This is a genomic window from Limimaricola cinnabarinus LL-001 (assembly GCF_000466965.1).
In the GTDB taxonomy this organism is placed as follows: Bacteria; Pseudomonadota; Alphaproteobacteria; order Rhodobacterales; family Rhodobacteraceae; genus Limimaricola; species Limimaricola cinnabarinus.
Map to the genome: position 1 here is coordinate 20206 of NZ_BATB01000015.1, position 21475 is coordinate 41680.

The 21475-nt window shown below is 65.4% G+C and carries 33 protein-coding genes; 25 read left to right on the top strand and 8 right to left on the bottom strand.

From position 1 onward, the window contains the following. Positions 1 to 68: 68 nt before the first annotated feature. The 3 genes from MBELCI_RS20985 to MBELCI_RS07435 form a co-directional block, all read right to left on the bottom strand. Positions 69 to 236, bottom strand: coding sequence for a hypothetical protein (locus MBELCI_RS20985; protein ID WP_021693565.1), 168 nt, complete (start codon positions 234 to 236; stop codon positions 69 to 71). Positions 237 to 349: 113 nt separating this feature from the next. Then, entirely contained in the window at positions 350 to 610 is a 261-nt protein-coding gene (locus MBELCI_RS07430; protein WP_045319829.1) for a hypothetical protein, read from the bottom strand. Positions 611 to 674: 64 nt separating this feature from the next. Beyond that, positions 675 to 944, bottom strand: coding sequence for a hypothetical protein (locus MBELCI_RS07435; protein ID WP_021693568.1), 270 nt, complete (start codon positions 942 to 944; stop codon positions 675 to 677). Positions 945 to 1092: 148 nt separating this feature from the next. Here MBELCI_RS07435 and MBELCI_RS07440 point away from each other — a divergent pair, with 148 nt between their 5' ends. Next, entirely contained in the window at positions 1093 to 1683 is a 591-nt protein-coding gene (locus MBELCI_RS07440; RefSeq protein ID WP_045319830.1) for a hypothetical protein, read from the top strand. A 369-nt stretch (positions 1684 to 2052) separates the two neighbouring features. On the opposite strand, the gene MBELCI_RS07445 is transcribed toward MBELCI_RS07440, so the two are convergent. From MBELCI_RS07445 to MBELCI_RS19245, 5 genes are all read right to left on the bottom strand, one after another. Then, a complete protein-coding gene (locus MBELCI_RS07445; RefSeq protein WP_021693571.1) occupies positions 2053 to 2481 on the bottom strand; it encodes a hypothetical protein in 429 nt (142 codons plus the stop codon). A 59-nt stretch (positions 2482 to 2540) separates the two neighbouring features. Then, a complete protein-coding gene (locus MBELCI_RS20990) occupies positions 2541 to 2705 on the bottom strand; it encodes a hypothetical protein (RefSeq protein ID WP_021693572.1) in 165 nt (54 codons plus the stop codon). Further along, positions 2705 to 3130: a tellurite resistance TerB family protein gene (locus tag MBELCI_RS07450; RefSeq protein ID WP_021693573.1), complete on the bottom strand. Its 426-nt coding sequence runs from the start codon at positions 3128 to 3130 to the stop codon at positions 2705 to 2707. Before MBELCI_RS07450 ends, MBELCI_RS20990 begins: the two co-directional genes overlap by 1 nt. A 219-nt stretch (positions 3131 to 3349) precedes the next feature. Then, a complete protein-coding gene (locus tag MBELCI_RS19240) occupies positions 3350 to 3880 on the bottom strand; it encodes a hypothetical protein (protein WP_052512688.1) in 531 nt (176 codons plus the stop codon). Continuing rightward, positions 3877 to 4545, bottom strand: coding sequence for a LexA family transcriptional regulator (locus MBELCI_RS19245; protein ID WP_052512689.1), 669 nt, complete (start codon positions 4543 to 4545; stop codon positions 3877 to 3879). The genes MBELCI_RS19240 and MBELCI_RS19245 overlap by 4 nt, the downstream gene beginning before the upstream one ends. A gap of 422 nt (positions 4546 to 4967) precedes the next feature. Here MBELCI_RS19245 and MBELCI_RS07460 point away from each other — a divergent pair, with 422 nt between their 5' ends. From MBELCI_RS07460 to MBELCI_RS07575, 24 genes are all read left to right on the top strand, one after another. Then, entirely contained in the window at positions 4968 to 5420 is a 453-nt protein-coding gene (locus tag MBELCI_RS07460) for a hypothetical protein (RefSeq protein WP_021693575.1), read from the top strand. A gap of 37 nt (positions 5421 to 5457) precedes the next feature. Then, on the top strand, positions 5458 to 5673 hold the full coding sequence (locus MBELCI_RS07465; RefSeq protein ID WP_021693576.1) for a hypothetical protein: 216 nt from the start codon (positions 5458 to 5460) through the stop codon (positions 5671 to 5673). Next, positions 5670 to 5864, top strand: coding sequence for a hypothetical protein (locus tag MBELCI_RS07470; protein WP_045319831.1), 195 nt, complete (start codon positions 5670 to 5672; stop codon positions 5862 to 5864). The genes MBELCI_RS07465 and MBELCI_RS07470 overlap by 4 nt, the downstream gene beginning before the upstream one ends. Then, positions 5864 to 6715 (top strand): ParB N-terminal domain-containing protein, encoded by an 852-nt coding sequence (locus tag MBELCI_RS07475; protein ID WP_045319832.1) that lies wholly within the window; start codon positions 5864 to 5866, stop codon positions 6713 to 6715. The genes MBELCI_RS07470 and MBELCI_RS07475 overlap by 1 nt, the downstream gene beginning before the upstream one ends. Beyond that, positions 6712 to 7287 carry a hypothetical protein gene (locus MBELCI_RS07480; protein ID WP_021693578.1) on the top strand — a complete coding sequence of 192 codons (576 nt, stop codon included), beginning with the start codon at positions 6712 to 6714 and terminating at the stop codon, positions 7285 to 7287. The genes MBELCI_RS07475 and MBELCI_RS07480 overlap by 4 nt, the downstream gene beginning before the upstream one ends. Further along, positions 7284 to 7613: a hypothetical protein gene (locus tag MBELCI_RS07485; protein ID WP_045319833.1), complete on the top strand. Its 330-nt coding sequence runs from the start codon at positions 7284 to 7286 to the stop codon at positions 7611 to 7613. The genes MBELCI_RS07480 and MBELCI_RS07485 overlap by 4 nt, the downstream gene beginning before the upstream one ends. Further along, positions 7606 to 7938: a hypothetical protein gene (locus MBELCI_RS07490; RefSeq protein WP_021693580.1), complete on the top strand. Its 333-nt coding sequence runs from the start codon at positions 7606 to 7608 to the stop codon at positions 7936 to 7938. The genes MBELCI_RS07485 and MBELCI_RS07490 overlap by 8 nt, the downstream gene beginning before the upstream one ends. 13 nt (positions 7939 to 7951) lie before the next feature. Further along, on the top strand, positions 7952 to 9079 hold the full coding sequence (locus tag MBELCI_RS07495; RefSeq protein WP_110546393.1) for a DUF7146 domain-containing protein: 1128 nt from the start codon (positions 7952 to 7954) through the stop codon (positions 9077 to 9079). Next, complete coding sequence (locus tag MBELCI_RS07500; RefSeq protein WP_021693582.1) at positions 9076 to 10935, top strand: DNA primase family protein; 1860 nt, start codon at positions 9076 to 9078, stop codon at positions 10933 to 10935. The genes MBELCI_RS07495 and MBELCI_RS07500 overlap by 4 nt, the downstream gene beginning before the upstream one ends. A 403-nt stretch (positions 10936 to 11338) precedes the next feature. Then, positions 11339 to 12043: a hypothetical protein gene (locus MBELCI_RS19250; protein WP_021693583.1), complete on the top strand. Its 705-nt coding sequence runs from the start codon at positions 11339 to 11341 to the stop codon at positions 12041 to 12043. A gap of 126 nt (positions 12044 to 12169) precedes the next feature. Next, positions 12170 to 12517: an HNH endonuclease gene (locus MBELCI_RS07510; RefSeq protein ID WP_021693584.1), complete on the top strand. Its 348-nt coding sequence runs from the start codon at positions 12170 to 12172 to the stop codon at positions 12515 to 12517. A gap of 96 nt (positions 12518 to 12613) precedes the next feature. Further along, on the top strand, positions 12614 to 13105 hold the full coding sequence (locus MBELCI_RS07515; RefSeq protein ID WP_045319844.1) for a hypothetical protein: 492 nt from the start codon (positions 12614 to 12616) through the stop codon (positions 13103 to 13105). 201 nt (positions 13106 to 13306) lie between these two features. Then, positions 13307 to 14821: a terminase large subunit domain-containing protein gene (locus tag MBELCI_RS07520; RefSeq protein WP_235047591.1), complete on the top strand. Its 1515-nt coding sequence runs from the start codon at positions 13307 to 13309 to the stop codon at positions 14819 to 14821. A gap of 1 nt (position 14822) precedes the next feature. Next, a complete protein-coding gene (locus MBELCI_RS07525) occupies positions 14823 to 16091 on the top strand; it encodes a phage portal protein (RefSeq protein WP_021693587.1) in 1269 nt (422 codons plus the stop codon). 9 nt (positions 16092 to 16100) lie between these two features. Then, the gene (locus tag MBELCI_RS07530) at positions 16101 to 16976 is read left to right on the top strand and encodes a head maturation protease, ClpP-related (RefSeq protein ID WP_021693588.1); all 876 of its coding nucleotides are present in this window, start codon (positions 16101 to 16103) and stop codon (positions 16974 to 16976) included. After that, positions 16963 to 18189 carry a phage major capsid protein gene (locus tag MBELCI_RS07535; protein WP_021693589.1) on the top strand — a complete coding sequence of 409 codons (1227 nt, stop codon included), beginning with the start codon at positions 16963 to 16965 and terminating at the stop codon, positions 18187 to 18189. Before MBELCI_RS07530 ends, MBELCI_RS07535 begins: the two co-directional genes overlap by 14 nt. A gap of 66 nt (positions 18190 to 18255) precedes the next feature. Then, positions 18256 to 18576 carry a hypothetical protein gene (locus MBELCI_RS20375; protein ID WP_052512690.1) on the top strand — a complete coding sequence of 107 codons (321 nt, stop codon included), beginning with the start codon at positions 18256 to 18258 and terminating at the stop codon, positions 18574 to 18576. Between the two features lie 10 nt (positions 18577 to 18586). Continuing rightward, positions 18587 to 19150 carry a head-tail connector protein gene (locus MBELCI_RS07545; protein ID WP_021693591.1) on the top strand — a complete coding sequence of 188 codons (564 nt, stop codon included), beginning with the start codon at positions 18587 to 18589 and terminating at the stop codon, positions 19148 to 19150. Position 19151: 1 nt separating this feature from the next. Then, positions 19152 to 19499, top strand: coding sequence for a phage head closure protein (locus MBELCI_RS07550; RefSeq protein WP_021693592.1), 348 nt, complete (start codon positions 19152 to 19154; stop codon positions 19497 to 19499). A gap of 1 nt (position 19500) precedes the next feature. Then, entirely contained in the window at positions 19501 to 20007 is a 507-nt protein-coding gene (locus tag MBELCI_RS07555) for an HK97-gp10 family putative phage morphogenesis protein (RefSeq protein WP_021693593.1), read from the top strand. A 1-nt stretch (position 20008) separates the two neighbouring features. Further along, positions 20009 to 20398 (top strand): DUF3168 domain-containing protein, encoded by a 390-nt coding sequence (locus MBELCI_RS07560; protein WP_021693594.1) that lies wholly within the window; start codon positions 20009 to 20011, stop codon positions 20396 to 20398. Next, on the top strand, positions 20391 to 20819 hold the full coding sequence (locus MBELCI_RS07565; protein ID WP_021693595.1) for a phage tail tube protein: 429 nt from the start codon (positions 20391 to 20393) through the stop codon (positions 20817 to 20819). The genes MBELCI_RS07560 and MBELCI_RS07565 overlap by 8 nt, the downstream gene beginning before the upstream one ends. Further along, positions 20819 to 21175, top strand: a complete 357-nt coding sequence (locus MBELCI_RS07570) for a GTA-gp10 family protein (protein WP_021693596.1) — start codon at positions 20819 to 20821, stop codon at positions 21173 to 21175. Before MBELCI_RS07565 ends, MBELCI_RS07570 begins: the two co-directional genes overlap by 1 nt. Positions 21176 to 21186: 11 nt before the next feature. Further along, positions 21187 to 21474 (top strand): hypothetical protein, encoded by a 288-nt coding sequence (locus MBELCI_RS07575; RefSeq protein WP_021693597.1) that lies wholly within the window; start codon positions 21187 to 21189, stop codon positions 21472 to 21474. Position 21475: the final 1 nt, after the last annotated feature.

The window sequence follows — 21475 nt, forward strand, 5'->3', positions numbered from 1 at the left end:
TCCCATGTCGGGTTAGAGGCCCGAACGACATCGTGAAGCCTGCGGTAGGACCGTTGATACAGGCCGCTTCAGCGGATCGCCCTCTGAGCCGCGTCGAGCTCGTCACGCAGTCGGTTGATGACGGGGATGTAATCTTCGCCGCCTGGTGCCTCTGCGATGCGCTCGACTTTCAACAGCGCGGCCTCGATGCGCGCCGCGCGGGCTTCGATCGGTGAAGGGCGGCGGATGGCGGGCATTTAGAACCGCACCTCGATCAGCTGTGCGACACCGCAGATGATCAGCACCCACAGGCCGATCCCGATCGGGACGGCGAGGAAGGCGCTGGTGCCAAGTGCGATCCGCCTGCGGCTCATGCCCGGGTGCCCTTGTCGATGAGCTTCATCCGCGCCTTCTCCACGCCCAAAGCCTTGCGGCCTTGGGCCACGATCACTGGGGCGATCATGAGCGGGAACAGCATCGATCCCACGACCTGAAGCGGGGTGCTGTCGATCAGCAGGCCGGGGCCGTAGGAGATGACGGCCATCAGGGCCGTCGTTCTGATGCTGCCTGGCAGGACGCGGCGCCTCGATGGCCAGTCGAGAACAAGCGAGATCTTCAGTTCGTTCGCCATTTGAAACTCCTTCTTCTCTCTAGGCTGAGGGTACGGGTTGGGCTTTGTCTGGCTGGGCGATGCTCTATGCCGCTCCTCGACGCGCATGCGCCCATTCGAGGAAGGGCTGACGCGGGCCGTAGATGCTCAACCATTGCAGGAGGAGCATCTGACGCTGTGCTTCCCAGATGGCGGCGACCTCGGGGTCCGTGCCGTCGACAAGGTCGGCCAGCATGGCTTTGGCTTCGGTCGTGCGGCCCGACTGCAGTGTCTCAAGCGCCTGCTCGATGCCGCTTTCGAGGCGGGCCACCTCGTTGAAACACAGGCAGGGTGTGCAGGGGCAGGGGTCAGACATCATGCGTCCTCGCGGCAAGGTTGCAGTTGAGGATGATAGGAGCCGCAACTAACGTCAGGTGCAGGCCGCACGCCACAAACGTGCGACCTGCCACACCCCCTACGCTTTGCAGGACTGCAGGAGGCATGTTCAGAATGAGAGAGAGCAGATGCGCGAAACCACCGACGCCACCCCGCCCGCCAGCGCTACCACCGGGGACCAGGGGAATGCCTCCGGGGATCAAGCCCCCGCGGCCAAAGTAGATCTTCAGCGGTTCGAGCTGCTGCGAAGCGCGCTCTACCATGAGGACCGCGAGGACTGGTACGGGCGCATCAGTCGCGTGACCACGTTCATTGTGCTGCTCTTGGGCAGTGGCGCGGTGGCGGCTTTCGGAGCCAGCTACGAGATCGTTGGCCAATTGGCCGGGCTGGCGATTGCCACGCTGTCCGGCGCTAGCCTGGTCTGGGACATGAGCGGTCGCATGCAGACCCATGCCGTGCTCAAGCGCCGGTTCTTCTGGCTGATGGCCGATCTTGAGCGAGGCCGCGCTCTTGAAGAAGTTACGGCCGAGGCAACCATGATCTATGCGGACGAGCCGCCGGCGATGTGCGCCGTCAATTCCGTGGCGCATAATCGAGCCGGCCGGAACACCTACGGCAGCGACTACGATCGCGTCGAGCTCCGCTGGTACCAGCGCCGGTTCCGACACTGGGCGGCCTTTCGAAGCCTCGAGGAGCCTCAGGCCAAAGCAGCTGCCTAAGGCGATCATGGCGCGATCTCCCGTGTCAGCAGGCCGGGCAGATCCGTCAAAAGCGATAGGGCGAAGACTGCGATCGTGATGATCGCGGCGGCGCCCATGAAGGTGGCGAGGCCCGACATGATCCGGTATTCGAGCTTTCGCCTTCGGGCTGTGTCGCCGTCTTGACGCAGGCGGGAGCGGGTTGCGCGATGAGGCGAGTTACCGCCTTGATGGTTATGCGATCACGCTGCCGCGCGCGGTCGAGATCCTCGATCGACCCGGCGAGGGTCTCGATCTCGATGAGGGTAAGGCGATCTTGTGCCGACACGGGTGGGCGGGGTTCGTTCGCCGGGCGCGCCGGGCGAATGTGGCGAATGGCAGGAAGCGCGATCATGCTGCCGCCCCCGGCTGCTCGAGGTACAGACGTGCGGCATCTCGCACCATCTGGCTGGTAGACCAAAGCATCGCGATCGCGGCCGCCTGACGACGCAGATCCTCCGCCCCGATGAAGAGGGCCATCTGCGCCCATTCCAGCTGAGCGCGGCGGAGGTTGGGGTTGTGGTCAGGGTGAGGCCAGCCGCCGATCGCGCTGCGCGCGTCGATATGCCAATGCATCGCCGCGCCATCCGCATCGAAGCCGGGGACCTCGATCCCGTGCAGCGAGATGACGAAGCAGGACCGGCCGCTCATCGGCGGTGTCTGCCAGGTGCCGCCGGTCTCGATCACTTCGTTGGCGATCGCCTCGGTGCGCTCTTCAGGCGTCATGCGGTCGAGCGCGGTGACAAGCCGGGCGACGCGGTCGTGCAGTTCGGGGGGCATGGGGGGCTCCTCAATCGCGATGTCTGGGAAGGGCCGGGCGCAGGCGCCCAGCCAGAGGCTCAGCGCGCCGTGGCTTGCGCGAGGCGCGCCGCCAGCCAGACGAGACCGACGACCATCAGGTCGAGGATCAGGTCGATGAAGCCGGGCGCGACCATCTGCGCCGCGGTCAGCGTCAGCGCCGCGCTGGTGGTCCAGGCCAAGACGTGGCGGTGTAGCCAGTCCATCAGGTGTAGCTCGACAGCTTGAGACCGAGCTTGGTCGCGACCTTGTCGAGCACGGCCGTTTCCTTGTCGTCGATCGTGCCATCGGCTTCGGCGATGTCGAGCGCGGCCATCAGCACCAGCTCGGCATCGGGATCGGCCGCGACTTCCTCGATTTCGCGATAGAGGCCCATCTGCCCGACGCGCCCGCCATTGGCGCGGTCGATCATGCGGGTGATCGAGCCTTCGATCTCGCGCGCGGAGAAGGCGGTGTTCAGGATCTCATTGGCGGAGACGGCCTTGGCCATCGCCTCGATCTCGCTGTCTTCGATTCTGCCATCAGCGGCGGCGACCAGGGCGGAGGCGGCGCAGACCGCTTCGAGCATGTCGGTCTTGCCCTGCATGCGCTTGGCGCCGGAGGTGAGCTTGGTTTTCAGTGCTGCGAACAATGGAGGGTCTCCTCAGGTAGACCGTCGCGGAGTGCGGCGGACGAGGAGGAGTATTGCGAATATCGCAACACTAAGTCAATCGCAAATGTTGCGATAAGCGCATTCAGCTGCTTGTGGTAGTCTTGCGAAGGAGCTCAGCTATCAGGATGTAGTTGGCTCCGAAGGGCAAAAAGCCCGGCGCGATGCCGGGCTCATAGGTGATTTTATGCCATGAGCGTGTCACCGCATGGCGGGAGGTTCGATGCGGACGGTAGCACCCGAGGTATCTGCAGAGCCGCGTCTGCCGCGTTCTTGATCATAAATGACCACTTCTCGTCGACCACCTAGCGACAGAACAAGCCCTGTGATGAGGAATATCACCCCCAAGATGAATCCTATGATCGCAGCGGCAGCAGTGATCGCGCCGCCTGCCAACCCCGCACCGACCGCAGCCATGCCTTTGTCGGTATCGGGTGCAGTCCCGACAACTTCATTGAACGCAGCGCCCGAGATGAGCATTGCGGAAAGGGGCAGGAAGAAAACTGCGGCGCCCAGTGCCAGGAAGCCGCGTCCGAAGGCGCGTCGTATGGTAGGGGCAAAGGCACAGAGGCATGAGACTGCAGCAATTACTATGAGAGTGATACCTGTGGCGAGGCCGCTATCGGGGCCGCCGGAGGCGAATGAGGCAAGGGCAGGGGACAGGGCCAGCATCGTGGCGATGCCGAATGCAAAGCCTATGATGAGCCGCACCAGAAACCTAAAAAACTTCATACCTTACCTCCTACCCAAATCACTTTTCCAATGACCGAGACCTGATCTTCCGGCCATTCCTGCATCGGATAGGCATCCCGGTTGTCTGATATGATCGTGATGTGCCCTGGCTTGGCTGCGCGCGTGACGCGTTTGACATGCAGCGCTTCGCCGAAGCGTAATACAAAGAGGCCATCGTAGCTGAGATTGGTCTTGGATCGGTCCAGCATGACGACATCGTCGTCTTTCAGCGTAGGCTCCATGCTGTCGCCCTTGACGCTGATGATCGCCAAATTCTGCAGGCTGGCTCTGGTGACACGACGCAGATAGTCTTGGGGGAAGGCCAAGCTGAAGGCTATTGCCTCATAGTCGTCTACGTTGGCTCCGTGGCCCGCACTCGCCGCTACATCGTAGACCGGAACCAATGCATCCTCACGAGCTTCCGAGGCGAGGTCTGCGATCTCGAGCTTCGGTACCTTGTTTTCCGGCTCCTCCGACTGATCTTCAAAGAAGGCCACCACCCGAGGAACTTCTGCTGCCTGAACTCGACGAACGCCCTTGAGTATCTTGCTCAATTTGTCCTGATCGATCCCCATGCGCTCTGCAAGTCGAGCTTGTTCGCCATGGCGGCCGCTCAACTTTGCCTTGATCCATTCTGCATCTACAACATCCATGGGTGCAATCATTGCGGATTCCGCAACGACCCTACAATCGCGGATATCGCAACTATATGACTTGCGTTCTACTGCGATATTCGCAATATTCGCGTACATGGAACCTGCACTCACCATTATAGAGCTATGCGGAGGCTTCAAGGCGGTAGCCGAGATGACCGGCCGTGATGAATCTCGTGTCCGGCGCTGGACCTACTCCAAGGAGCGGGGCGGTACTGATGGCCTTATTCCTTCTGACATGGCGAAAATCCTTATGAGGGAAGCGCGCCGCCGGAATCTTCCGCTGCAGCCAGAGCACTTTTTCCCCGCCTCTGAGAATCCCGCCGCCTGATGCGCCGTTCCATCCCGTCCCGATCAAGCGTGCTTGTTCCATGCCTCCAATCTGGGGCCTCGGGCGCCGCTGATCGAGTAAACACCCTCACGAGGTTTTCACGGTGAGAAACAACCGTCCCGACAGCATCCAGTCCGCGATCGCCGCCGCCTACACGGCCAATGGCGGGCTAGAGAACACCGCCTCGGACATCGGCGTCTCGACGGCCTTGCTGAGCCTCGGCACCCGCGTCGACGAGAAGCGGCAGGGCGGGCTCGGGGTCAACTATCTCGACCGGCTCGGCCGGATGCACCGGCCCTCGGCGCTGCCCCTGGCACAGCATTTCTGCGCGCTTGGCGGCGGCGTGTTCCAGCCGCTCGAGGCGCGTGGGCCCGGTTGCCTGATCAGCCTGAGCGGCGATGCGGCCAAGGAGTTCGGCGATGTCGTGGCCTCGGCGCTCAGGGCCAAGCTCAGCATGAGCACGACCGACTGCGACGACACCATCCTGCAGATTGATGAGGCGATGGGGGTTCTGGTGCGGATGCGCGCCGAAGCCGTGAAACAGCGCGGCCGCTGAGGCTGCGTAAAACAAGAAACGACGAGGAGAGCAGACCATGAAGGCATCCACGGCCCCTCGGGCCCGTTTTCCGCTCGCGCATCTCGCGGTCGAGGTTGTGTACGAGCAGGGCAATACACCCTTCTTCGCGCTGGTCGCATGCGAGGCTATCCGGCCTGCCGACCGCAAGCCGATCTTCTCCGGTCCCGTGCCCTCCGACATGCCCGCCCAGCTGCGCGCTCTCGCCGATCATCTCGAGGGGGTCGGCGCATGAGGAAGATCTACACCGATGAGCTCGTGCTGAGCTGGCTCGAGCGCCGACGCACCGGTCAGACCTGCCTCGCTATTGCGCGGACCGACTGCGTCGACAAGCGCGCCGTGCTGGTCACCACAAATTGCGTTCGCGCAGCGGACTTATCAGAATCGGGCGAAGGCCCGGTGCGCGTCCTGGAGGGCTATTGGTGATGAGCATCTACCGACCGATCGACATCACCGGTCAGCCGATGCCCGATGAGCTTCCGATCGAGGATCGCCCTGAGGTGACCTGGATCCCGATCGAACGGCTGGTGATCGACGACCGCTACCAGCGCCCGCTCCTCGAGGCGAACTGGGAGATCATCCATAAGATCGCCCGCAGCTTCACCTGGAAGCGATTCTCGCCGGTCATGGTCGCACCGATCGAAAGCGATCTGTTTGCTCTGATCGACGGGCAGCACCGCACCCATGCCGCAGCACTGGTGGGGCACACGGCCGTGCCCGGCGCGATCAACCATCTCGATCCCGCGGCGCAGGCCGCCGCCTTCGCCGGGATCAATGGCGAGATGACACGGGTTCACCCGATCCAAGTGTTCAAGGCCGCGCTGGCGGCGGGCGAGGCTTGGGCCGTCGAGTGTCAGCAAGTGGTGGCTGCGGCTGGGTGCCATTTGATGACGGTGCAGGCCAGCAGCGAAAAGCGGCAGGTGCGTCAGGTCTATGCGGTGTCAGCCATCCGGCAGATGGTCGAGGCCGGGCACGGCAAAGCGGTGACCCTGGCGCTGACCGCGCTCTCGCGCAGCACCTTCGGGAGCCAGTTCGTCGAGGCCTGGACCAACGAGACGCTCAAGCCCCTGATCGCCGCCGTGATCGCGACACCGAAGGTTCGGCTCGGCACGCTGATCCCCTTCATCGATCACCTCGACCTGGCGCGGATCAACGGCGATGTCGCCCGGCTTCGCATGCAGCCCGGCTATTCGCAGCGCAGCCAGATGGCGCTGCTTACCGAGACGCTGACGGCGATGCTGCAGCGCTGGCACCGCGAAGGAGGCATCCCGTCATGACCATCGACATCCTTGCCGCTCTGAGAGCCGTGGCCAGCCGCCCCGTTCCGGCCCCGCGCCGGGGCGATCTGTTGTCCGATCTCGCCAAGGTGGCCGGCGGAGACCGGCTGCTGCCATCTCCTCCTGCTGCTGCAGCCGATCCGGAGCGGCTCGGTTCGGCGGAGAAGCCCGACCGCTCCAGGTACGGCCTCCGGCAGATGATCGAGGCGCAGGTGGCGGCCGCGAACCGTGACGCGGCTTGCGAAGCCGAGCGCCGTGCGCCATGGGCAGAGAGCTGGTGGAGCACCACCGACAGTGCGGATGTCGCGCATTGCCAGATGCTTTGGCAGGAAGTCCTGCGTCAGTGCTTGATGTCCGCGATCGACGTGCATTTAGGCGCTCGGATCAGCAGCAGCGGCGCCACGACCGCATGGATCGGGTCCCCCGACTTTGCCGTTGTCTGCGATTTGGCCGGTTTTGAGCCCTCGGCCGTGGCAGAACGCCTCCGTGCGCGCCTGCGGGAGCCCAACGGAGCCGAAGCTCTGCGCCAAGAACTCGCCGTTGCCCCGCGTCGCTCGGGGGATCAGGAATGACGAACACCCTTGTGGCATTCGGCCTCGCGGCCATGACGGCAGCCTTCAAAGCCAAACAGCGCCCGCTGACCGAAGGCGAGATCACCGCCTTCACCGCGCGGGCCGATGAGCTCGTGCCCGACGATGCCCTCGCGCAGCAGGCCGTGGCGGCGTTTCTCACGGATCTGCCGATAGACTATGTCGGTGCCGGCCAAGCGCTGCTCGACTTCACCTGCGTCTGGTCGCGCATTCCTACGCCGGAGGAGGTCCAGCGCACCGAAGCCCTTCTGACCGAAGATCTCCCGAGCGGCTTTGATGCCTGGCAGCGCGAGGCCGACCATGACTGAGCGCGCGCGGCATCCTGTCGATCGGGCGGCGCTGGCGGCATTGATTGAGACGTCGGTGACCTACGCGCTGACGCCCGCCCGATCGGATGACGTGCGCAACAGCCTGCGTGTTCGACTGCGGGAGGTGCTCGCGCGCCTCGGCAAGCCCAATGACGAGCCGCTGGCCGAGCCGATAGAGCTGGTGCGTGTGCAGGCGGGCCGTGTCGCCCATGGCGCCGCCGGCATCAGGCCAGAGCAGGCGGACGAGCTGCTGCGGCGGGCGCTGCTGATGCTCTATGCGGGCCGGTCCGACGCGGCGCAGCAGCGCCTGTCCGGCGGGTTGTGAGGCGGGCATGTCGATGATGGATGATACCCGGCTCGAGGAGGCCCGCGCGATCCCGGTCGCTGAGGTCGCGCACCGGCTCGACATTCGGGGGCTGAAGCCGGCCGGGCGCGAACAGGTGGGGCCGTGTCCGGCCTGTGGCGGCAGGGACCGCTTCTCGATCAACCCCGATCTCGGCGTGTTCAACTGCCGCCATTGCGGCGGCGGCGACGGCGTGCGCTTGGTCGAGCTGGTGCTGGCCTGCGATTTCAAGGCGGCGCTCGCCTGGCTGGTGGGCGAGGAGGCCCGCGAGATCGATCCCGAGGTTCGCCGGCAGCGCGAAGAGGCGCGGGAGCGCGACAAGGCCGAGGCCGAGCGGGTGGCGGAGCGCAAGCGCGCCGAGGCCGTCTCGGCCGCGCGCGCCATCTGGGAGGCGGCCGTGCCCGCTGTCGGCTCGCCCGTGGTCGAGTACCTGCGGCAGCGCGGCCTGCCGGAGGCGGTGGCCGCGACCCCGCCGCCCTGCCTGCGCTATGCGCCAGCACTGCCCTACATGATCCCGGCCGAGGGGCGCGGCTGGCAGGAGGTCCATCGTGGCCCCGCCATGCTCGCGGCGATCCAGCTGCCCGGTGGTGGCTTCTCGGCCGTGCACCGCACCTGGTTCGATCTTGACCGGCTGCAGGGCAAGGCGCGGATCGAGCACGCCGGCGAGATTCTCGATCGCAAGAAGAGCCTCGGCTCCAAGAAAGGCTGCGCGATCCGGCTGACGCATCACCGTGCCCGACCGGGTGACTTCGACACGCTGGTGATGGGCGAGGGGATCGAGACCACGCTGACAGCACTGGCGGCCGATGCGCTGCCGGGGGCGGCGTATTGGGCCGGGATCGATCTCGGCAACATGGCCGGCCGCCGCGTGCTGCGCGGCAAGGGCATGAAATACGCCGGCGTCCCCGACCTCGAGGACGACACCGCCTTCCTGCCGCCGCCGTGGATTCGGCGCCTGGTCTTCATTCAGGACGGCGACAGCGATCCGCGCGCGACCCGCGCCCAGCTTCTTTCCGGCCTGCGCCGCGCCCGGGCGCGGATTCGCGGGCTCGACAGCATCTCCATCGTCCATGCGGGCGAGGGACAGGACTTGAACGACATTCTGACGAGGGACCCACAATGACGGATGAGATCGATCCGCTGCGCGAGGTGCGCGACCGTTTCGCCTCGGCCGAGGAGGTCGACATGGGTGATGTGCCGATCGCGGCCGAAACCCCGGACCCCGAGGATGACTCTGTCGACGCGCAAGACCGGGAAGCCGGGCCGTCGAACGATCGCAGCGACCCGACCACGCCCCCGCCGCTGGAGGTCAAGGGGGCGGGCTTTCCACTCAACGATGTCGGCAACGGCCGGCGTTTCGTGCTGTACCACGGCTCCGAGGTGACCGAGGTGAAGCGCGTCGGATGGTTCGTCTGGGATGACACCAGATGGGCGCAGGATGACAACGGGATCGGCGTGCGTCGGCTTGCCCAGTCGGTCAGCGACCGGATGCTTCACGAGATCCGCTTCCTCGCGCTCGACGACTGGGAGCGCGAGCGTCTTGCGGCGCTCCCTTCGGCCGAGGCGGAGGTCCGCCGCTTGCGCGCCATCGAAGAGCCCACCGATGAGGATGAGACCGCGCTCAAGGCGGCCTACGAGAAGGTCAATGCGGCGATCGCGGTGAAGAAGGCGCTCGCCAAACGGCGTACAGAGCACCGGACCTTCGCCAAGTCGACGGGGAACACGGGCAAGATCGACGCCATGCTGACCGAGGCCGGCGTGACGCTGTCAAAGACGCTCGACCAGCTCGACGCGGATCCTCTGGCGATCAACACCGCCTCTGGCACCCTGCATTTCTCGGTGCACGAGGAAAAAGGCAAGCCGAAGCGCGCCAGCTGGGAGATGCGGCCGCATGACCGGGAGGATTACCTGACCAAGTGCATGCCGGTCGAGCACGACCCTGAGGCGACGGCGCCGCTCTTCGAGGGCTTTCTGCGCCGCGTTCAGCCCGACCCGCAGATCCGGGGCTTCTTGCAGCGCTGGTTCGCACTCTCGATGACTGGCGTCGTGGTGCAGAACCTTGTGTTCTTCTACGGCCACGGGGCCAACGGCAAATCCGTCCTGGTCGACCTCATGGCGCGGATGATGGGCGACTACTCTGCCACGGCGAAGATCGAGTCCCTGACCGGCCAATCGAAGCGGGGGGGTGCCGATGCCACTCCGGACCTCGTCCCTCTCATGGGCGCTCGTATGGTCCGGGCCTCGGAGCCTGAGCAGGGCGAGCGGTTGAAGGAGGGCACGATCAAGGAGCTGACCGGTGGCGAGCCGATCCTTGTGCGCGCGCTACGCGAAGATTTCATCGAGGTGCATCCCAAGTTCAAGCTGACGATTTCGGGCAACCACAAGCCGGAGATCCGCGGCACCGATGACGGCATCTGGCGGCGGGTGCTGCTGGTGCTCTTCGGCGTCCAGATCCCCGAAGAGGAGCGCGATCCTCACCTCGGAAAGAAGCTCTGGGAGGAACGCGCGGGCATTCTGAACTGGCTGATCGAGGGGCTGGAGGATTATCTCGAGTTGGGGCTGCAGGTGCCCGAAAGCGTGGCGGAGGCGACGCGCGCCTACCGGGAGGAGAGCGATCCGGTCGGCAGCTTCCTCGATCAGTCCTGCGAGGTCACGGGCGATGCGGAAGCGTTCACCCGGACCAAGGATCTCGTCACCGCTTTCAACTACTGGATGGATGAGCGCGGCGACAGTCAATGGACGCCGCGCACCGTGCAGCTGCGGCTCAAGTCCAAGGCGGACCACTACCGCGACCGGCGTTCCGGGCTGACTTTCACCGAGGGCAAGCGCAGCGTGGCGGGCTATCGCGGCCTGCTCCTGTCCGAGGAGTTCAAGCAGCGGATGGCGGACGCGTCGGGCCAGAGCGGTAGCTACGGCAACTCACCGCCAGCGTCGTCGTCCGGCTCACCCAGTGACTGGGCCCCGGACCCCTATTCATGAGGACAGCCGGGAGGATGGGGAGGATGGAGACCCCGGCGGGAGGATGGCGCGGTAAAGGGGGTGCGGGGGAAAGATAATGGGATCAGCAGCTTGCACCCCGCCGAGGGAGCCAAGGGAGGATAGGGAGGATGATTTCGGCATACGCGTGCGCGCGTGTTTCTGACTGCCACAAGACCGATGAAAAGCCCTCATGCGTATACCGGAAATATCCTCCCTATCCTCCCTATCCTCTACTCCTTCCCTTTTTATCCAACGAATACAGCGATCTGGAAGGGAAGGGGATCAGGGAGGATAGCTTGATGAACCTCCTTTATCCTCCCGTTCCTCCCTGACCCCAAACGACCCGCCACAAGACCTAGACCCCGGCCCAGCAGCACCACCATATATTGAGAAAGATCCGCCCATGTCCCAGCATTTCAGCCTCCTCGGTCTCACCGCGCGCCCCATCACCGGCAAGGATCGGCTCTCGGAGGAGGTAGACCGGGTGCAGGCGCTGCTTGCCCAAGCGCAGCCGCCTGTTGATTGCAGTCCCGAGATCCCCGTCGCGCCCGGTCGGGGCCCGATGCGAGTGCTGCGCCAGTATGAGACCGTGATGACGCCCTCGGGGCTGCGCACCCGGCGCGCCACGGCCGAGGGCTTTCACCCGGCTGCCACCGTCGATGCCTTCGACCGGATGGAGTTGCAGGCGCGTCGCCGCGATCCCGAAGGCCCCGCGCTCTTCACTGTCGCCCAGGTCGAGGCAGGCCGGGTTTATGCCGCGCTGGCCGAGCGGGTCGATGCGGCTGGCGTCAAGTGCTCCTCGATTGAAGGGCAGGGCAAAGCGGGCGATGGCTCGGGGTCCTGGATCGATGCGGTGATCCACGACATCCAGCGCTACCGCGGGATGCTGCGCGCGATCGGTGACGAGGTGGTGCTCTCGCCCCAGCGTCGCCGGGCGGATGATCCCCGTCGCACGATCCGCGCGCGCCAGCTTGTCGATGCTGTCTGTGTGCAGGGCGTGACGATCAACGAGCTTCGCAGGCAGTGCGGATGGGGTGACACACAAAGGACGCGTGGCCCGCTCAGGGAGGCGCTGTGCGGGGCGCTGGATCGCCTTTACGCCCTCTGACAGCAGAAAGGGGCTTTTCGATTAAGCCGACCGGATGTAGCCCTAAGGGCATCATCACCAAGTGCGCCCGGCGGGACCCCAAGCCCGACCGGGCGTTTCCTTTTCCGAACATCGCGAGGCGGACCCATGGGCCGACTGAAGCAGCTGGGCCAGCCGCTCCGGTCTCTGGCGCCGCGCCTGTCCTATGTCGAGCGTCCGAGCGAGAGCCGGGAGCGCGACGCGCGCCATGCTTGGCGCAGCTGGTACAAGACGGCGCGCTGGCAGGCGCTGCGCTGGGAGGTGCTGGTCGAGGCGGCTTTCACCTGCGTTCGGTGCCAGCGGGTCGAGGGCGACACGGCGCTGCTCGTCGCGGACCACAAGATGCCGCATCGCGGTGTCGCCGCGCTCTTCTGGGATCGCCAGAACCTGCAGTGCCTGTGCAAGCACTGCCACGACAGCGCCAAACAGCGCGAAGAACGGCGCGATTTTGGCTGATCCGCGTCAAATCAGACGAAAGGGGAGGGGGGTGTCGAAACCTGGAAGGGTCGCGATCTCTAGACCGGCGCTCTCTCTCACGTGGAGGTTTTTTTCGTGGCTGACGAGATTTTCGACCTGTTCGGCAATCCTGTTCGGCCCGGCAAGGGCCAGCGTGGTCGGCCAGCATATGAGGCCACCGAAAAAGATCGCAATAAAGTCAAGCTGTTGCTGGCGCTCGGGTGGTCCAATGCCCGCGTGGCGGCGGCGATCCCGGTCTCCGAGGCGACGCTGAAGCGGTATTTTAGAGCCGAGCTGAAGGAACGCGATCAGATGCGCGACCGCCTCGATGCCCGGCGCTTCGAGATCGTCATGGAGCAGGCGAACGCCGGCAACGTCGGCGCGCTGAAAGAGCTGACCAAGATGATCGAACGATCGGACCTGATGCGCGCGGGCCAGCGGATGGAGAAGCCCGCGGGCGAGAAGGCCAAGGCAAAGGTCGCGCGCCTGGGCAAGAAGGAGCAGGCGCAGCTCGATGCCGAAACCGCAGGTGCGGGCGACGACGACGAATGGGGAAGCGACCTGCAGTTCCCCGGCATGGTGAACTGACGCCGCCATGGCGCACCATGTGGGCGATGCCTGGGATACCGCGATCCCGGACTGGGAGCAGCGGATCCGGAACCGCGAAAGCCTGATCCCCGATCTGCCGCTGTTCGACGCGGTGGCGCAGAAGGCCCTGCGGATTTTCAAACGGCTGCGGGTGCCCGACATCATCGGCACCCCGACCTATGGCGAAGCTGCGAGCAGTGGGTGTTCGACCTGGTTGCGGCGATCTTCGGCAGCTACGACCCCGAGACAAAAAGACGGGCGCTGCGGGAATTCTTCCTGCTGATCCCAAAAAAGAACGGGAAGTCGTCGATCGCCGCGGCCATCATCGTCACGGCCGCGATCATGAACGAGCGGCCCGAGGCGGAGCTGCTGCTGATCGCGCCAACTAAGACCATCGCCGAGATCGCCTTCAAGCAGGCGAAGGGGATCATCCGCCTCGACGCGGCGCTGACCAAGACGTTCCATGTGCGCGATCACCTGCGCAAGATCGTGCACCGCGTGAGCCGCGCCGAGATCGCGGTGAAGGCGGCGGACACGGATGCGATCACCGGCGGCAAGGCCACGTTCACGCTGATCGACGAGACGCACGAGTTTGCCAAGAAGTCGAGCGCGGCGGCGGTGTTCGTCGAGATCCGGGGCGCGCTGGCCGCAAGGCCCGACGGGTTCCTGATGCAGATCACGACCCAGTCGAAGGAGCCGCCGGCCGGCGTCTTCAAGCAGGAGCTCGACAAGGCCCGCGCGGTGCGCGACGGCGATCTTCGCCTGCCGCTGCTGGCGGTGCTCTACGAGCTGCCCGAAAGCATGGCGAAGAAGGGCGGCTGGAAAAAGCCAGCGACCTGGGGGCTGGTGAACCCGAACCTCGGCGTTTCCGTCGATCCGCAGTTCCTGGCGGACCAGTTGCTGGTGGCCGAACGCGACGGCCCGGCCGCGATGGCGCTTCTCGCCTCGCAGCACTTCAACGTCGAGGTGGGCGTCGGGCTCAGGACCGACAGTTGGATCGGTGCACGGCACTGGGAGGGTGCGGGTGAGGCGGGCCTGACCCTCGACGAGCTGATCGCGCGCAGCGAGGTCGCGGTGGCGGGTGTCGATGGCGGCGGCCTCGACGATCTTCTCGGCCTCGCGGTGATCGGCCGCGATCGGGAGACCAAGCGCTGGCTGCATTGGGCGCATGCCTGGGCCCATCCCGAGGTGCTTGAGCTGCGCAAGGAGATCGCGCCGCGGCTGCATGACTTCGCGACGGCCGGGGACCTGACCATTCTGACGGGCGAGGATCCGACGCAGGATGTCGTCGAGGTCGGGGACTACGTGGAGCGGCTCTTCAAGGCGGACCTGCTGCCCGATAGCGGCGCCGTGGGCCTCGATCCGGCGGGGATCTCGGCGATCGTCGACGAGCTCGTGGGGCGCGGTCTCGACGATGATCTGCTGCTAGCCATCCCGCAGGGCTACCGGCTGTCCCCCGCGATCTGGGGGATGGAGCGCAAGCTGAAGAACGGAACGCTCCGGCACGGGCGCCAGCCCATGATGGACTGGGTTCTCGGAAACGCGAAAACCGAACAGAGAGGCAATGCCGTGATCATCACCAAGGAAACCGCAGGCAAGGCGAAGATCGATCCGCTGATCGCGTCGCTGAACGCGTTCCTACTGATGGCGCGCAATCCGCAGGCCACGGCCCTGCGCCTCGACGACTTCCTGTCTCAGCCCGTGATGGTGGTCTGAGGTGAAGATCGTTGATCGACCCACCTCGATCCCGGCCGTGCCACGGGTCCGCAACAACCTGGTCGGCGGCGATCCGGGCAAGGAACGGCGACTGCGCGCCGACCAGGCAGGGGGCTGGGCTGCGGTCCATGGGCGCGAGAGCAATGCCGGGCGGCAGGTTTCGGTCGAAAGTGCGATGGAGCTGTCGGCAGTCTGGGCCTGCATCCGCCAGACGGCGCAGACGATCTCCGCACTGCCGCTCAGCGTCTACGAGAAGCGCGAGGGCGGCAGCCGGCAGCCGGTCGATGATCGGCTGTCCGAGATCCTGACCGTCACGCCGAATGCGCGCCAGACCGCGATGGAGCATTGGGAGGGGCAGATCGCTTGGCTGCTGGCAAACGGCAATTGCTACGCGGAGCGGATCCACACGGGGCGTCATCTCTCGGCGCTCGACCCCATGCCGGCCGCTCTGGTCGAACCGATCCTGGTCGGTGGTGAACTGCGGTATCGCGTCATGGATCGCGGCCGTGAGGAAACGCTGCCGGCCGAGAAAGTCTTCCATGTCCGGGGCTTTGGCTTCGGCGGCCTGAAAGGGCTGTCGGCGATCCGATACGGGGTCCAGAGCATGGGCGCAGGTCTCGCAGCAGAGGAGGCTGCGGCCAAGCTCTTCGCCAATGGCATGCAGGGTTCGGGTTTCCTGAAGGCAAAGCAGACGCTGTCCCCCGACCAGCGGGTGCAGCTGCAGGCGATGCTGTCGAACTATGCCGGGTCTTCGAACGCGGGCAAGATGATGGTGCTCGAGGCTGGGCTAGAATGGCTTCCCGCGACCCTCAACCCGGAGGACGCGCAGATGCTCGAGACGCGCCAGTTCACGATCGAGGACATCTGCCGGTGGTTCGGCGTGCCTCCGATCGTTATCGGCCACTCCGCCAAGGGCCAGACGATGTGGGGGACGGGGGTTGAGCAGATCCTGATCAGCTGGATGAGCCAAGGCCTCAACCCGCTGATGCGCCGCATCGAGGCGCGCATTCGTCGTGACCTGATCCGCCCCGTGCAGCGGAACGCTTACGCGGAGTGGAACCGCGAAGGCATCCTGCAGATGGAGAGCAAGGCCAAGAGCGAGTTCCTGCTCGGCTTGGTGAACGGCGGGATCATGACGCCGAACGAGGCCCGTGAGAAACTGAACCTGCCGCGTATCGAGGGTGGAGACAGCCTTCTGGTGCAGGGCGCGATGATCACGCTCGACGAGCTGCTGTCCCGCGCCAACGCCCCGCAGGCACCCAGAACCTAGGAGAGACCGATGTCCATCCGATCCCTGCGAGCGGCCCCGGCCGCGCGCCCTGTCAACCTGCGCACCAACATGCCGGTCAGCGCATTCGAGCGCTGGGTTGATAACCTCGAGGCGCGAGAGGAAACCCCCGACGCCTCGATCTCGATCCTCGATGTCATCGGCGAGGATTTTTGGGGCGATGGTGTCACCGTGAAACGGATCTCGGCCGCGCTGCGCTTGATCGGCACGCGCGACGTGACGGTCAACATCAACAGCCCTGGTGGTGACTTCTTCGAGGGCCTGGCGATCTACAACGCGCTGCGCGAACATCCGGCCAAGGTCACAGTGAACATCCTCGGGCTCGCGGCCTCCGCTGCGTCGTTCATCGCGATGGCGGGCGACGAGATCCGCATCCCGAAGGCGGGGTTCATGATGCTGCACAACACCCAAGTGATCGCCGCAGGCGACCGCCACGCGCTGCGCGAGGTGGCCGATTGGCAGGAGACGATGGATGAGGTGCTCGCTGAGATCTATGCGGATCGGTCCGGAGCTGAGCTCAGTGCGATCTCGGTAATGCTGGATGGGCGCGGCGATGGCACCTGGTTGTCGGGCAAGCGAGCGATCGAGGCCGGGCTCGTCGACGGATATCTCGCCGAGGATGCGGCGCGCGAAAGTCAGACTGCGCCAGAGGCCCGAGCCACCAACGCGATCCGCCGGCTGGAGGCCTCGCTTTCGCGCGGGGGCCACAGCCGCGGCGAAAGCCGGAAACTGATCAACGACCTCAAAGCGGCCATGCATGACGCTGGCCGGTCGAGCGGCATGCAAGACGCTGCCGCGAGCGAAGGCCTTGCTGGTCTTCTGGACTTGGCGCGCAATACGAAAGGGACTTTTCATGCCGCTGGATAACACCGAGACCCAGCTCCGCGAGCTGACGAATGAACTCAAGCGGGTCGGCGACAATGTCAGCCGCACCGCAGAGAACGCCATGGCGGAAGCCCGTCGCTCGGGGGAGGTCTCCGATGAGACCAAGGCCACCGCCGACCGCCTGCTGACCGAACAGGGCAAGCTGAACACCAGCGTAACGGCCCTGACGTCGCAGCTCGAAGGGCTTCAGACCCAGAACCTTGAGATTGAGCAGCGTCTCGCGGCGCGCGGCGATGGCGCACGCCGGGATGCCCGCCAGACCCTCGGACAGGCCGTGACCGCCAACGAGGCGGTGAAGGCCTATTCGGGGACCGGCACCGTCAAGATGGAGGTGCAGAACGCCATCACCACGGCTTCGGGCTCAGCAGGTGCGCTTGGCGACCCCTATCGCGACCCCGAGGTGGTCGGACTGCCGATGCAGGAGCGCCGGATCCGCGACCTGATCCCCTCGGTGCCGATCACGGATTCCAGTGCGAAGTACGCGCGCCAGACCGCGCGGACCAATGCCGCTGCGGCCGTGGCGGAAGGCGGGCTGAAGCCCGAAAGCGCGCTGGCCTGGGGCCCCGAAGATGCCATCGTACGGACCATCGCGCATTGGATTCCGGTCTCGCGTCAGGCGATGGCGGACCTGCCGCAACTGCAGGGGCTGATCGACACCGAGCTGCGCTACGGTCTCGACCTGGTCGAGGACGCCCAGCTCCTCGCCGGCGACGGCTTGGGCGAGAACCTCTCGGGTCTAATCACCAACGCCACCGCCTACAGCGGTGCTGCCGAGGCGAAGATCTCCAGTCCGACGCTGATCGACAAGCTTCGGGTGGCGATGCTCGAGGCCACGCTGAACCTCTATCCGGCGGACGGCATGGTGCTGAACCCCGAGGACTGGATGGTGATCGAGACCAGCAAGGACGCGCAGAACCGCTACATCTTCGCGAACCCGCTGAACCTCGCCGGCCCGGTGCTCTGGGGGCGGCCGGTGGTGAGCACTATGGCGATGAGCGTCGACAAGTTCCTCGTCGGCGCCTTCCGTGTCGCTGCGACGATTTATGACCGTGCCGACACCGAGGTGCTGATCTCGACCGAGGACCGCGACAACTTCGTCAAGAACATGATCACCGTTCTGGCCGAGAAGCGCTTGGCGCTGGGGGTCAAGCGGCCCGGCTCGCTGATCTACGGCGATTTCGGCCTCGTCATCTGATCCACCCCATGGGCTGACCGGGGCGGGCGCTTCCGCCCCGGTATCTACTGATCCGGAGATATGAAAATGTCGAAGACCACGATCACACCTCTGGTGCTGCAGTTCGGCTCATATGGCCGCGCAGAACCGCATGTGCCGCTTCAGATGGATTCCGACCTGGCCAAGAAGCTCGTCGCCACGGGCCGCTGGGTCGATGGAAAGTCTGACGTCGCCAAGCGGCGCGAGGCTGCCGCGCGCGCCGTCGCGGAAGAGAAGGCAGAAGTGGAAAAGGCTGCGGCGGAACAGGCGGCTGCAGAGGCCGCCGCCGCTGCGCAGGGTGAGACAGGCAAAGCCTCGACCGACAAGGCCAGGGGCAGCAAGTCCGGCGACGGCGCGGCAGCAAGCTGAGGCACGGGAGATGGCCCTGCTGACGATCACCCCGCCGGCCGAGGAGCCGATCGATCTGAACCTCGTCAAGACACATGTGCGGGTCGACGGGGCCGAAGAGGACGCGCTGCTGCAGGGCTTCATTGCTGCGGCGCGGGCCTCGGTCGAAGCCTACACACGGCGAAGCCTGGTCGCGCGGGTTGTCGAATTTCACCGTGACGACCTGCCGTCTCGGATCATGCTGCCAGCGGCACCGGTCCAGTCGGTCGATGCGGTGTCGATCGAGGATGGCGATGGCGTGGTGACGGGCCTCCCGGAGGGTAGCTGGCGGCTTCTCGGTCACCTGACGCCTGCCTACCTGGTGCCTGCGGCCGGTACCTACTGGCCCTCTGCCGGGAGCAGGATCGAGGGAGGCGTGAGGATCCGGATGACCGTCGGCTATGGCGCAGCCCAAGATGTGCCCGGAGACCTTCGTACGGCCCTGCTGCTCTACGTCGCGCATCTCTACCAGAACCGGGAAGGCGGGTTGCCGGCGGGCGATCGAATGCCGCTGACCGTCTCGGCGCTTTTGGCGCCCCACATCCTCTGGAGCTGACATGGGCGCCGCCAAACTCGATCGCCGCGTGCAGGTTCGGCGCGCGACCGCTTCCGACAACGGCTTCAACTCCTCCCGAAACTGGAACGCGGCAGATTCGGCTGCCGACAATTTCGGGACGCCGGTCTGGGCCCAGAAGACCGATCTGAGCGATGGCGAGCGTTGGCGCGCCGGCGAGGTCGCGGCGCATATCACGACGCGCTTCGTCGTGCGCTATTCGAGCTTCACCGTCTCGATCACTCCCGCGGATCGGATCGTCTGCGAGGGCGATGTCTACGAGATCACGGGCATCAAAGAAGGCGAGGGGCGTCGCCAGTGGCTGGAAATCACCTGCGCGAGGATGGTCTGACATGGGAACGTCGGTAAAGCTCTCGGGCTTTCGCGAGCTTGAGCGCGAGCTGCAGAAGCTCTCGAAATCGGCGGGCAAGGCCACCTTGCGGCGCTCGTTGAAGAAGGCAGCCAAACCGATGGCCGAGGCGATGCGCGACCGCGCGCCGTGGGGCGACACCGCATCGGACGATCTGGCCGAGTCGATCGCCATTTCGACCAAGCTCTCGAAGCGTCAGGCCTCGCGGCACCGGCGCATGTTTCGCAACAATCGTGCCTCGGTCGAGATGTTCGTCGGGCCCGGCCCCTTGCCGCAGGCGATCTACACCGAGTTCGGAACGGCGCCGCATATCAACAAGGGAAAATATGCAGGGTCGCAGCACCCCGGTACGGCGCCCCAACCCTACGTTCGCCCTGCCTGGGACGGGGGGCACGATGCCCTGCTCAGACGGCTGAAGGAGGATCTCTGGGTCGAGATCCGCAAGTCGATCAAGCGTGCCGAAGCGCGCGCCGCGAAGGCGAAGGGCTGACATGGAAGAGGCGTTTCGCGCGCTGCTTCTGGCCGACGCCGGGGTGGCGGCGCTGGCCGGATCGCGCGTCGACTTTGGCGAGGCTTTAGACACCTCCGGCCCCTACGTGGTGCTCTGGGTGATCGGCGATGCGGCAGGCCACACGCTCACCGGCTCCGACGGGCTGACGCGCGGCCGCATCCAAGCCGACTGCTACGCCCTCGGCTACCCCGAAGCCAAGCGTTTGTCGCGCGCCGTGCGCGATGCGCTCGACGCGCATCAGGGCGGTGGCTTCCGCAGCATTTTTCACGACGCGACCCGAGAGGATCGCGAGGGCGGCGGCAACGAGACCAAACGCCCCTACCGCATTTCACTCGATTTCCTGACCCATTGGAGGGCTGACCATGCCTGAGACAAAAGCAGATATTGGCTTCGGTGCCATTTTCGGAATCGAGGGTGACACCCCCGGTACCTACGTGCCGGTTGCCGAGGTGACGGCGATTACCCCGCCGTCGCGGTCGCGTGAGGCGATCGAGGCCACCCACCTCAACAGCCCCGACCAGTATGCCGAATTCATCGCCGGTATCATGCGGGGCGGTGAAGCGGGGTTCACCATGAACTTCGTTCCGAACGCGACCGATACGCTGGTCACCGCCTTCGAAGCCGGGAAAGGCAAATATCAGATCACCTTTCCGAACGGCGTGAAGCTGCAGTTTGGCGGCGTCTTCACCAATTACGAGATCGACGAGATCACGAACGAAAAGATGAGCGCGACTTGCACCTTCCAGCAGTCTGGCAAGGCGGCGCTCGAAGCTGCGGGGGCACCGGCATAATGGCGAACAGGTTCCTCGGAGAGGCCACGACCGAGGTCGATGGCAAGAGCTTCACCCTGCGCTGCGACTTCAACGCGATGGCGCACTTCGAAGACGAAACTGGCATGTCCGCGCTGGAAGCCTTCGAGGCATTCGAAGCTGGCGGCCTCCGTGCGAAGACCATGATCGCGATGGTCTGGGCCTTTCTGCAGCACCATCATCCCGATGCCGACATGAAGTTGGCCGGCATGGTCCTGTCCGAAGATGTCGGTGCACTGCAGCGTGTGGTGGCGGCGGCCTCGCCGACGAAAGCGGAGGCTGGGGATGCGGGAAACGGGCGGGCCCCGCGTCGGCGCAAGGCGAAGGCGGCGGGCTAGACTACCTCGCGATGCTCTCTGAATACGTCGCGGCCGGGTTCGATCCGGCCGCGTTCTGGGGCCTGACCCCGCGGCTCTACCTCGTGCAGATGCGCGGTGCGGGTGAACGGCTCAAGCGCGAGCACGAGGGCCGTGCCTGGCTCGCCTGGCACAGCGCAGCGCTCGAGCGCGCCAAGAAGCTTCCCGCATTGCGGCGCTTCGTCACCGGCCGCGCGGCGCGGCCACAACAGCAATCCCGCGAGACCCTGCAGGCCATGTGCGATGCACTGGCCGCCGCTTGGGGTGCGAAGGAAGGATAGG